Consider the following 9,585-nt stretch of genomic DNA (forward strand, 5'->3'; position numbering starts at 1 on the left):
GATCTCGGCCGGCGCGGCCAGGCCGCCGGCCACCGGGGGCGCGCGGACCGGCATCGCCTTTACCGTGACCGATAACGGACCGGGAATCGAGGCGCGGCATATTCCGCGCCTGACCGAGCGATTCTATCGCGTCGAGGGCACGGCGGCCCGGCGCACCGGTACCGGGCTGGGCCTGGCCATCGTCAAGCATATCATCGACCGCCATGACGGCCGCCTGACGATCGAAAGCGTGGTCGGGCAGGGGACCGCCTTTACAGTCTGGTTTCCTTTGGGTGATACGATGTCATCGAAACGTCATGAAACTGTCACAGACACATCACCCCCTCAGCCCGCCGATCCGGGCTAGGACGGGGGCGCCCGGGGACGCCGCCGGTGTCCGCCGGGACGTTTTTCACGCTCGTTCAGGGATACGGAACCCGATGCGCCGTCCTGCCATTTTGTTTGCCGCCGCCTTGCTTGCAAGCGGCTCCGTCGTCGTTTCCGCCGCGCATGCCGCGGACATCACCGGCGCCGGATCCAGCTTCGCGGCCCCGATCTATGAGGCCTGGGGCGCGGCCGGCCGTGACGCCAGCGGCGTTACCGTCAATTACCAGAGCGTGGGCTCCAGCGCGGGCCAGAACCAGATCCTGGCCGGCACGGTCGATTTCGGCGCGTCGGACGCGCCGATGGACCCGGCCAAGCTGGCGAAGGGCAATCTGTTCCAGTTCCCGACCGTCATGGGCGGCATCGTGCCGGTCGTGAACGTCCCGGGCGTCAAGGCGGACACGCTGCGCCTGACGGGCGAGGTGCTGGCCGGCATCTATTCGGGTGACATTTCCGACTGGAACGACCCGAAGATCGCGGCCCTGAACCCGGGCCTGAAGCTGCCGGACCTGCCGATCGCCAGCGTGCATCGCGCCGACGGCTCGGGCACGACCTTCGTGTTCACCTCCTACCTGGCCCGCTCGTCGCAGGCGTGGCATGACGGCCCGGGCGCCGGCAGTTCGATCGCCTGGCCGGGCGGTGTCGGCGCCCGCGGCAATGACGGCGTCGCGGCGTCGGTCCGCAACACCGAGGGCGGCATTGGCTATGTCGAATTCGCCTATGCCAGCCGCAACCACATGACGACGGTGCAGCTCAAGGACAAGGCGGGCGATTTCGTCACCGCCAACCTGGACAGCTTCGCCCGCGCCGCCGCAGCCGCCGACTGGGCCGGCGCCAAGAACTTCGCCGTCGACATGCTGGACACCGCCGGCAAGGGCGCGTGGCCGATCGTCTCGGCGACCTATGTGCTGGTGCCGAAGCAGGCGAAGGACCCGGCGCAGGGCGCCGCGGTGCGCAAATTCTTCGGCTGGGCGTTCGACAATGGCGACGGTATCGCGCGCGGCCTGGACTATGTCGTCCTGCCGGCTTCGGTGAAGGCGTCGGTGCGCGCCGCCTGGTAGGCGGCACGGCCGAACTGACGATACGCGGGCGGGGGCCCTGGTCCCCGCCCGTTTTTTTTGCGTCCGGCCCAATATTCTTCAGAAATATTCATCTCTATACGGCATGGCGACGAAGTCGCGGAATCGATCATCGCACGGTCGATATGACCGAAAATCCAGAAAAAATCCCGTCCTTCGCGAAAACGGCCGATTTTGACGCGGCGTTGCGGGACCAGCGGTATCGAAACGGAACTGTAGCATGAAAGACACAAAATCGAGGGGCACATGCGGCTTCACGGTTTATTTTCGCCAGCCAACATGTATTTTTGTCAATATTTTACGTATTCATATCATGAAAAACGCGAAATGAACAAATATTATAAGAATAAAAATATCTGCATCTCCTGACATAGTCTGACATAAACAATTTATGCTGTTGTTAATTTACCTTTATACGAGTTATTATAATAATATCGTGATTTATATCGATCGATGCGCCAAATTTATACTTTTGTCATAAAAATTTAACATATCTGTCCTAGAACCTTCTTTGGATTAACACGAGGCAATTTTCTACCTGGGGCCATTCACCTCTTATGGGAAAAAAACGGTGCCCGTCTTTACACGCAAGAAGAGCATTCTCTTTCTGACCAGCGCGCTGGTCTGGACGCAATGCCTTCCCGGCAAGTCCGCGCATGCCGAGACGTCGATTGAGACCATGGAGAAGCAGATCCGCCTGCTTCAGGTCCAGTTGAAGGAATTGAAGGTCCAGCAGGCCCGCCGCGACCGCGAGGTGCAGGAAGCGCGCGCCGCCGCCCAGCAGGCCCGTGTGGAAGCCGAGAGCAACCCGTACGCCATGCGCCGCGCCTATGCCAACGGCGCGCAGGGCCTGGCCACGCCGTCGGCGCTGGCTACCCCGGTCTACAGCACGCCCTATGGCCAGATCACCGGCATGCCGGTGGGCCGCAAGTCGGCCGCCGCGCCGTTCCATAAGGGGCAGTTCGCGATTGGCGGCGTGACGATCACCCTGGGCGGCTTCGTCGAAATGGCGGGCATCTTCCGCACCCGTAACGAGACGGCGGACATCAGTTCGAACTTCGGCGCGATTCCCTGGAAGAATTCACCGAACGCCCACATGAACGAGTACCATCAGTCCGAACGGCAGAGCCGCTTCGCGGCGCTGGTGCAGGGCGACCTGAACAGCCGCCTGAACGTGTCGGGCTATACCGAGCTGGATTTCCAGGGCGCCGGCTCATCCTCGAACTCGCGCCAGTCCAATTCCTACGTGCTGCGGTCGCGCCTGATGTATGCCGAACTGCAGGACAAGCCGGATGACTGGTATGTCGCGGGCGGCCAGATGTGGTCGATGGCGACGATGTTCAAGCACGGCATGGGCCTGCGTGACGAGAACATCCCGCTGGTAATCGACGCGCAATATATTCCGGGCTTCACCTGGACGCGCAATACCGGCATCCGTGCCGTCAAGGGCTTCAACCACGGCGAGTACCATATCGGCCTGGCCCTGGAAAACCCGCAATCGGTCTGGGGCGGCACCACCTATATCCCGCCGGGCGCGACGTCGGTCACGATCAACAATCCCGGCGGGCAGGTCGACAATCCCAGCACCACCTATTCCGATGACGTGGCGCCCGACATCATCGTCAAGGGCACGGCCGATCCCAGCTTCGGCCATTTCGAAGCCCTGGGCATGATGCGCTTCCTGCATGACCGCGTCAGCTATCTGGGCCATGGCAACAGCCATGTCGTGGTGGCCGGCGGCGGCGGCGGCGCGATGCTGGTCCCGCTGATCAAGCACAAGCTCGACTTCCAGGCGTCGGGCCTGGTCGGCAACGGCATCGGCCGTTACGGCACCACCAACCTGGCGGACGCGACCACCAACCGCTTCGGCACGCCGGTCGCCCTGCCCGAAGCCCAGGTTCTGGCCGGCCTGATCGGCCATCCGGCGAAGTCGGTCGACCTGTACGCCTATGGCGGCATGGAAGACATCCTCAGCGGCCGCTACTTCAATGTCGGCAGCAAGGCTTACGGCTACGGCAACCCGAACTTCGTGACCACCGGGTGCGACACCGAGGGCTCGACCGCGTGCTCGGCGAACATCCAGCGCGTGATCCAGGGCACGGTCGGCATGTGGTGGCGCTACCTGCAGGGCGATTACGGAACCCTGTCGTTCGGCGCCCAGTATTCCTACACCAATGTCGCGGGCTTCCGCGGCACGGGCGGCGTGCCGCACACCGACGACAACATGGTGTTCCTCTCGATGCGCTATCTGCCTTTCCAATAAGACGCAGGTTGCGTGCCGTCCGGCATGGCGCGGCGTCCCCGGTGCTCCGGGGACGCCTTTTTTTTCGAATTCGCATCGATGCCATTGCATGCGTCGATGCGCCGCCGGGCGCAAGATTCGTGAAGATTTCATGAACGGACCGATCGTTCGTGAAAAATCCCCAATATTTCTATAGTCAGGTCACGTCATCTCAATTGGTCGCGGTGCCATGCTTCATTTTGAGCCCTTTTCGACTTTTTCCATTCTGGCGCTGATCGTCTGTTTCCTGCTGGTCTGCGTGTTCGAATTCGTCAACGGATTCCACGACACGGCCAATGCCGTGGCGACGGTCATCTACACCAATTCGCTCAAGCCCCGTACGGCGGTGATCTGGTCGGGGCTGATGAATTTCGTCGGTGTCGTGCTGGGCGGCATCTCCGTGGCCTATGGCCTGGTGGAATTGCTGCCGGCCGACGTGCTGTCGCCGCCCAACGGCGACCCGGCGGTACCGATGCTGATCGCGCTGTTCGGCACGGCCCTGTTCTGGAACCTGTTCACCTGGTGGTTCGGCATTCCCAACTCCAGCTCGCATTGCGTGATCGGCGCGCTGATCGGCATCGCGGTGGGCGATGCGCTGCTGCATACGCGCGCGCTGGGCAACAGCGTCGATTGGTCGCAGATCTGGAAGATCCTGCGCGCACTGGCGATTTCCCCGCTCCTCGGGCTGATCGGCGCGGGGCTGCTGTATTTCATCCTGAAGCACCTGGTGCGCGACAAGGCACTGTACGAACCGCCACAGGGCGGCGCGCCGCCGCGGGGCTGGGTGCGCGGCCTGCTGATCCTGACCTGCACGGGCGTCAGCTTCTCGCATGGCAGCAATGACGGGCAGAAGAGCATCGGCCTGATCATGCTGACGATCATCGGTCTGCTGCCCACGACCTTCGCGCTGAATCCGGGCGCGCTGCCGCAGCTCGGGCACATCGCCCAGCACGCCGTCGCGGCGGCGCCGCTGCTGGACAAATACGACCATGACGGACTGCGGGACCAGGCGATCGCGTCGGCCGCGCGGCTGATGCAGACCGATGCCGCCCATGTCGCGCCGCCGCACCTGCGCGCCGATCTGTACGAGGTCGTGGCCGGGCTGAAGGCGGTTGCCGCCAACCCGCAGGCGACGGCCAAGGAGCGGGCCACCGCCAAGGGCATCAGCGCCAGGATGCGGCCGACGGTGGAATACGCGCCCTGGTGGGTGCGCCTGCTCAGCGCGCTGTGCCTGGGGATCGGCACCATGGTGGGCTATCGCCGCATCGTGCATACCCTGGGCGAGAAGATCGGCAACACCCACCTGACGCCCGCCCAGGGGGCATCGGCCGAACTGGTCGGCGCCGGCCTGATCGCCACCGCGGGCTATACCGGGCTGCCGGTCAGCACCACCCACATCATCACCGCCGGCATCGCCGGCACGATGCTGGGGTCGGGCTCGGGCATCAATCGCGGCATGCTGGTCAAGATCGCCCTGGCCTGGCTGTTCACCCTGCCGGTCACGATCACGATCGCGGCGGCGCTGTTCTACATCCTGGGCGGCTGAACGGGCGGCTGAACGGCGGGCGCAGGGACGAAGAAACTCCTGCCGCTTTTGCCAACAGGCCCTATCGTGCCATTATGAGCACGATGAACGTCTCGCTGCCCCAAGGGCTCAAGCACGCCCGCCGCGACAATGCGGCCGCGATGGCGGGTCCGGACATGGGTGAGGGGCCGGGCCGGTGACCGTGCGCCCGATCGTCATGGTCCCCGACCAGCGCCTGCGCCAGACGGCCCAGCCCGTCACGTCGTTCGACGCCGCACTGCGCGCGCTGGCGGACGATCTGCGCGATACGATGCGCGCCGCACCCGGGATCGGAATAACCGCGCCGCATATCGGCGTGCTTCAGCGCGTGGTGGTGCTGGACCTGCCGGACGGATCCGGCCCGCATATCTATGTCAATCCCGAGATCGTCTGGTCGTCGGACGAGACCATCCGGCATGAGGAAGGCAGCATCTCCATGCCGGGCGTCGTGGAAACCATCGAACGCGCGGCACGAATCCGCGTGCGGTATCACGACCTGGCAGGCAACCGGCAGATCGAAGAAGCCGACGGCCTCCGCGCGGTCTGCCACCAGCACGAGGTCGACCAGTTGAACGGACTTTTCTGGACCCAGCGACTGTCACCACTGAAGCGCAGCCGGCTGCTGGCGCGCTACGAGAAGGCCAAGCGAGCGGGATCGCGGTGACTGTCGCCTGTGCGGGGGAAGTGGACAGACGGGTTTCGAAATTTAAAATTGTCCTTATAGGGTACGTTTTGTAGACTTAAGGAAGATTGTATGAGGATTTGAATTTAATGCCCGAGATAGACTTCGAATTCCCCAAGACCCAACCTACTTTCAGGCAATAGGATTAGCCGCCATTGCCTATGCACGGTTGGAGTGGGATGCCGTTTGGTGTTGTCAGCGGTTAGAGTTGGGCTACATAGGCACTATAGATACTGAGAAAAAGACAGCCGGGCGAATTGCATCAGACCTAATAAAGTTATTTTCTCGTGTAACAAATTCTAATATTTGTTCAAAAATAGAACCATTTGCGGTTGAGTCTAAAAAAATAGTTCTAGATCGTAACGGGCTACTCCATAGAAAACCTGGTTCACTGCCAAATGGAGACCAGAGGTTATTTCGGAATGGTGTTCCTTGGACCATAGAAGCAGTGGACGAATTTTCAGATCTCTGCACAAGAGCTTCCTCGCCGCTAAACGCCGTGCTCTATAACGAGTTCAAGGAAGGCAGTATCGTAGCTCTTGATCCCGCCTGATGGCCAGATGTTGGATTATCGGCTCACTTCGGCCTCTGTCTGCGCGAAGTATTAACGAGACAAAACAGCTCAGGCGGGAAAGATAATGTTCGCTTCGTGCTAGTAGAGATGCACGAATAAAATGAAACATTGATTTCAAATAGAAATAAAAATTATAAAAAATTACTCTATAAAACTTCAGGATAACGATATCTTATATACCCCTCTAGATCAAAACAGGCCGTAGAGCAATTATTGACGACAAATGATACTCTTTCTTTTAAATTATCTGCATATTCAGCATTCATTTCGTTTTCATTCATCACTATCAAACATGATGTTGGTATAAAATAATAATTATGGATATATTTTCTATTTGTATTTTCTCCTCCATTTATTAAAGATAGGAGTTCTTCGAAATACTGCAAAACAAATCTAAATCTTTGATTCAGATCCTCGTCTCGGGTCGGGAATATATTCCCGTAACCAGCGAGCGCTTCTTGGAAAATCACTGGGATTTTATTAATTGAAAATTCAAAAATTCTTGGGCTACGAGAGAAGAGATTCCCGTGTGTGCGAAATCCAGAATATTCCACGTAGTTTTTAAGAAAATCCACCAAAAGTGGACGCCACGGCTCCTGATTAAGTGAGGCTGCCACCCAATTCTCGTGGTTTCTCTTCAAATTGAGTAGGGCTTCAACAGGGTAGTTCTGTGGGTTGGTATCCACTTCAGTATGATGATTTGAGCACAGAAGAATATGGTTTTCAATGCTGGAGACCTCTAACGTGCGATTATCAGTTCCTCTGGGACCTCTGATTTCTCTTGGCTTTATATGGGCATTTTCACCAAATTTCCGTCGAACTTCAGTCGCATCTAGCCTACAAATATTGCAACGACCCGCAGATCTACTGTGAAGAATCTTACTATCAGAATGTGATAAGGTTCCACGGCTAACCATCTAAAAAAATACCTTTCAATAATTACTGCTTCGACATCCTATCCTTAAAGTTTGGCATCGCCAATCCACGAGTTACTTAATGCTGAGCATGGCCTCGCTCATGTCTGTTTCCTTAATTACGGACTGCGTTCAATGTCTGAAATGAGGGCGAAACCCAAAGCCCATGCAACCGTCATCCCCCCACACCGCATGCACCATCAATAGCGCAGCATCTGGCTCAGGAACGCGCGGGCGCGCTCGGTCTGGGGCGTGGTGAAGAAGGCTTCCGGCGGGGCGTCCTCGAGTACGCGGCCCTGGTCCATGAACAGGATCCGGTCGGCGATGCGGCGAGCGAAGCCCATGTCGTGGGTGACGGCGATGGTGGTGATGCCGTCGGCGGCCAGGCTGTCGATGATGTCGACGACGCCCGACACCGCCTCGGGGTCCAGGGCGGCGGTGGGTTCGTCGAACAGCATCACCGAGGGCTGCATGCACAGGGCGCGGGCGATGGCCGCGCGCTGCTGCTGGCCGCCGGAAAGCTGGATCGGATATTTGCCCGCCTGGTCCGCGATGTTCACCTTGTGCAGGAAATTCATCGCCAGGGATTCGGCCTCGGCGCGGCCCAGCTTCTTCACCACGCGCGGCGACAGGGTGCAGTTTTCCAGCACCGTCAGATGCGGAAACAGATTGTAGTTCTGGAACACCAGCCCGACCATGCAGCGCAGCCGGGTCAGTTCGATCGCGGCGTCGATCGTGGTGCCGTCGATCACGATCGTGCCGGCATCATGCGGCTCGATCCGGTTGAAACAGCGGATCAGCGTGGACTTCCCCGAGCCGGACGGCCCGAGGACCACGATCTTCTCGCCCCGCGCCACGCTCAGCGACACATTATGCAGCACCCGGAACGCGCCATAGGATTTCTGCACATTCTGCACGCTGATCAGCGGCATGCCGGCCTCGGGCCGGAAGGTGTCAGGCTGCGGCATGCTGGCTGGCCTTCAGTCGGTCGGCCCAGGCGAAGCGCCGTTCGATGCGCTTCTGGACCCAGAGGAAAAAGAACACGATCAGCAGGTAATAAATCAGCGCCGCCGCGTAATATTCGGTGAATTCGAAGCTCCGCGCCACGTTGATCTGGGTGGTGGCCAGCAATTCCTGCAGCGAGATGACCGAGGCGAGCGACGTCGTCTTGATCAGGCTGATGAATTCGTTGATCGTCGGCGGCAGGGCAATGCGCAGCGCCTGCGGAAAGATGACGTGGCGATAGACCTGCAGCCGCGACATGCCCAGCGCGTCGCCGGCCAGGGCCTGGCCCGGATCGATGGCCTGCAGCGCCGCGCGGTTGATTTCGACCTGGTACGCGGCCTCGTTGATCGACAGCGAGATCCAGGCGGCCAGGAATGGGGTGAACCAGCCCTCGCGGAAGACCGGGAAGAATTGCGGCAGCGCGTTCCAGACGAACAGCAATTGCAGCAGGGTCGGCGCCGCGCGGAACAGCCCGACATAGCAGCGGATGGCGGTCTTGGTCAGCCCGTCGCGCCCGTTCAGCTTCAGCGCCATCGGAATGGCCAGCAGGATCGCGCTGAAATGCGACAGCACCGCCATGGCCAGCGTGATCGCGGCACCACGCAGATAGGCGAGCGAGACCAGCGCCGCGCCGAACGTGCGCCAGTTGAAGCCGCCGGCGGCCGCGCCGCCCTGGACCGAGGCCGCGGCCGAGGGCGTGATCTGCCAGCGTTGCAGGATCGGCTGGAACTGCCCGCTGTCGTGCAGTGCGCGAACGGCGCCGTCCAGGGCCGCGCGGTCCTGTGCGTCCTTGCGGATATAGATCGCGAAATCGCGGTATTCCGGATAGCTGGGCTGGAAGATCACCGAGACCTTGCCGTGCAGTTGCTTCTGGCGGAAATACAGCTCGACATCCTGGCTGACGAAGGCGAAGGCCCGGCCGATCAGCACCTGCTGCACCACCTGGTCCTCGGTCGGGTATTGCTGGATGATGATCGGCGCCAGATGGGAGGCAGCCAGCGCGGCGTTGTCCTGCGCGATCCGCGCGGCATAGCTGGTGCCCGACTGCACGGCCAGCACCTTGCCGGACAGCGCTTCCATCGCGCCGACGCGCGGCGTGCCGGCACGCGCCACCACCACCAGG

At 60.4% G+C, this 9,585-nt stretch carries 8 protein-coding genes; 5 read left to right on the forward strand and 3 right to left on the reverse strand.

Features of this window, described 5'->3' with window-relative positions; genetic code table 11:
* The 5 genes from HUK84_RS05900 to HUK84_RS05920 form a co-directional block, all read left to right on the forward strand.
* Positions 1 to 346: ATP-binding protein (locus HUK84_RS05900; protein ID WP_246285449.1), on the forward strand; the 346-nt coding region annotated here is incomplete at its 5' end.
* Positions 347 to 419: 73 nt separating this feature from the next.
* A complete protein-coding gene (gene pstS, locus HUK84_RS05905) occupies positions 420 to 1,424 on the forward strand; it encodes a phosphate ABC transporter substrate-binding protein PstS (RefSeq protein ID WP_176639445.1) in 1,005 nt (334 codons plus the stop codon).
* 589 nt (positions 1,425 to 2,013) lie between these two features.
* Entirely contained in the window at positions 2,014 to 3,705 is a 1,692-nt protein-coding gene (locus tag HUK84_RS05910) for a hypothetical protein (protein ID WP_176639446.1), read from the forward strand.
* A 208-nt stretch (positions 3,706 to 3,913) separates the two neighbouring features.
* Positions 3,914 to 5,269 (forward strand): inorganic phosphate transporter, encoded by a 1,356-nt coding sequence (locus HUK84_RS05915; RefSeq protein ID WP_176639447.1) that lies wholly within the window; start codon positions 3,914 to 3,916, stop codon positions 5,267 to 5,269.
* 175 nt (positions 5,270 to 5,444) lie between these two features.
* Positions 5,445 to 5,951, forward strand: a complete 507-nt coding sequence (locus tag HUK84_RS05920; protein ID WP_176639448.1) for a peptide deformylase — start codon at positions 5,445 to 5,447, stop codon at positions 5,949 to 5,951.
* A gap of 738 nt (positions 5,952 to 6,689) precedes the next feature.
* Here HUK84_RS05920 and HUK84_RS05925 read toward each other — a convergent pair.
* The 3 genes from HUK84_RS05925 to HUK84_RS05935 form a co-directional block, all read right to left on the reverse strand.
* On the reverse strand, positions 6,690 to 7,460 hold the full coding sequence (locus tag HUK84_RS05925) for an HNH endonuclease (RefSeq protein WP_176639449.1): 771 nt from the start codon (positions 7,458 to 7,460) through the stop codon (positions 6,690 to 6,692).
* A gap of 197 nt (positions 7,461 to 7,657) precedes the next feature.
* Complete coding sequence (locus HUK84_RS05930; protein WP_176639450.1) at positions 7,658 to 8,425, reverse strand: amino acid ABC transporter ATP-binding protein; 768 nt, start codon at positions 8,423 to 8,425, stop codon at positions 7,658 to 7,660.
* Positions 8,412 to 9,585, reverse strand: a 1,174-nt coding sequence (locus HUK84_RS05935; RefSeq protein ID WP_176639451.1) for an ABC transporter substrate-binding protein/permease, incomplete at its 5' end; no start/stop codon positions are given. The genes HUK84_RS05930 and HUK84_RS05935, both read right to left, overlap by 14 nt.

It is taken from the genome of Nguyenibacter vanlangensis (assembly GCF_013376155.1).
GTDB classification, from domain to species: domain Bacteria; phylum Pseudomonadota; class Alphaproteobacteria; order Acetobacterales; family Acetobacteraceae; genus Gluconacetobacter; species Gluconacetobacter vanlangensis.